Source organism: Selenomonadales bacterium, assembly GCA_017442105.1.
In the GTDB taxonomy this organism is placed as follows: domain Bacteria; phylum Bacillota; class Negativicutes; order RGIG982; family RGIG982; genus RGIG982.
Genome location: JAFSAX010000105.1, coordinates 1 through 2238, shown reverse-complemented (window position 1 = coordinate 2238; position 2238 = coordinate 1). Strand labels below are relative to the sequence as shown.

Annotated in this window: 2 protein-coding genes; both read left to right on the top strand. The window is 42.2% G+C overall.

Annotated elements, in window-relative coordinates; translation table 11 throughout:
• Positions 1-1144: PAS domain-containing protein (locus tag IJN28_04185; protein MBQ6712970.1), on the top strand; the 1144-nt coding region annotated here is incomplete at its 5' end.
• Position 1145: 1 nt separating this feature from the next.
• Positions 1146-2238: serine/threonine-protein phosphatase (locus IJN28_04180; GenBank protein ID MBQ6712969.1), on the top strand; the 1093-nt coding region annotated here is incomplete at its 3' end.

Below are 2238 nucleotides of genomic sequence, written 5' to 3'. Positions count from 1 at the left end.
TTTGGCAAAATTCGATGAAGATACCGAGCATCATTCGATTGATGCTGTTTTAACATTCGTGCAACTTCGTCAATGGCTCAATCAGACTTATAAAGGTGTTTTACCCGAACCAACAGAAGAATATATTCCGCCTGTAATAGGAAACGCTCGATTCTTCCCACTTGCTGGCGGTATCTTAAAATCGTTTATGGACTTCGATATTCTTGACTCCGAGATCATTACGGTAGACGGTATCGAAAACTGCCATGAAGTATTCCGTTCTCTCAAAAAAGGTGAGATTGCACCACGCTTTATCGAAGCATTCTCTTGTCGTGGCGGTTGCATTGGAGGTCCGTTCGGTGGTAGCGGTATACCGATTCCTGTACGTCGTATGAGAGCGATTAAATTTGGTAATTCGCTTGATGCTAAGAGAACGATCGAAGTCCCCGAAGGAATAGATCTTCACCTAGATCATCAGCCGACACCGCTCCAGAGTTTGATCCCTTCTGAAGAAGATATTCAAAAAATACTTCAAAAAACAGGCAAATTTACCAAGGCAGACGAAAAAAACTGTGGTTCGTGTGGTTATAGTACATGCCGTGAAAAAGCGATCGCAGTTATCCGTGGCTTGGCAGAAATAGATATGTGTTTGCCGTATATGCGTTCTAAAGCAGAATCGTTTGCAAATCTTATTGTAGAAAACTCTGTCGATGGCATCCTTGTTGTCGACAATCTTATGACGATCCAAGAAGTCAACCCTGCCTTCAAACAGATGTTCGGCTTAGAAAAGATCATTGAAAAAGGCATGAGTTTAACGGAATTCGTCAGTTGTGTAGACTATGTTCAAGCTGCGACCTTCGGTAATAAAGTCGTACAAAAACGTATCGACTATCCCGACTATGGTCTTATTACCGATCAGATGATCGTACCTATTCCCGAACATGGTTTGGTACTTATCGTTATCTCCAATGTTACGGAAGAACAACGCCGTACGGAAGCGATCAAAAAAATCAAAGACGAAACGATTGAAAAAGCTAATGAGATCATCAATCGTCAAATGAAAGTCGCACAAGAAATTGCCGGTCTTTTAGGTGAAACGACTGCCGAAACGAAATCTGCCCTCTTAGAAATGATGTACGTTCTTAAAGGTGGGGAGGAGAAATAACATGTCCTTGCATGCAGATGTAGATATTCAACAACTGTACAAAAACGGAGAAGAATTATGCGGTGATAATGTGATCGTTACACGTTCACCTGAGAATACAACGATCGTAATATCAGATGGACTTGGTAGTGGCGTAAAGGCAAATATTTTGGCTACCATGACGACTAAGATCGCTTCTTCTATGTTGAAACGTAACATTAAATTAGATGAAGTGGTAAAAACGATTGCCGAAACGCTTCCTGTATGCAAAGTAAGAAAAATCGCCTATTCTACTCTACAGATCATCAAGATCGACACAAGCGGCAGGGCTACCGTTGTAGAATTCGACTGTCCACCGACATTCTTTATTCGTGATGGACAAGTTACGCCGTTCCCTGTGGAAAAAAGACAGATCGGTGATAAGTTAGTCGGCGTCGGTCATCTTCAACTTTTAGAAAATGATATCTTGGTTGCAGTCAGCGACGGTGTTATCCATGCCGGTCTTGGTGCTTTGTTGAAACTCGGTTGGGGCTGGAAAGGTGTAGCCGAAGAATTAAAAGATGTTTGTTATCGCTATCCGTCGGTGGAAACGATAACGCGTCGTATCGCAGGATGTTGCGAAGGATATTATCTCGGTAAACCGGGTGATGATACGACTGTTGTTGCAGTAAAGGTTCATCCTACACGATTCCTTTCGCTCTTGACAGGACCGCCGAAAGATATTGATAATGACGAAAAAGTTATTCGTCGATTCATAAGTAATGAAGGTAAAAAAATTATTGCAGGCGGCAGTACAGCCAATATGGTGGGAAGATATCTCGACGAAAAAGTCGGTGTATCACTCACTTCTGACGATCCGAATGTCCCTCCGATCGGTTATCTGGAAGGAATCGACCTTGTAACCGAAGGGATATTGACCTTGAATGTTGTTATCGAACGTTTGCAGGATAAAAATCTGAATGATTCTACGCTCGAAGACGGTGCAACATTGATGGCAAAAATGTTAAATGAGGCTGATTCGATCGAGATATTGGCAGGTACAGCAATCAATCCTGCCCATCAAAATCCGAATTTCCCGTTTAAGATCAATTGTAGATCACAGGTTCTCGGAGAAT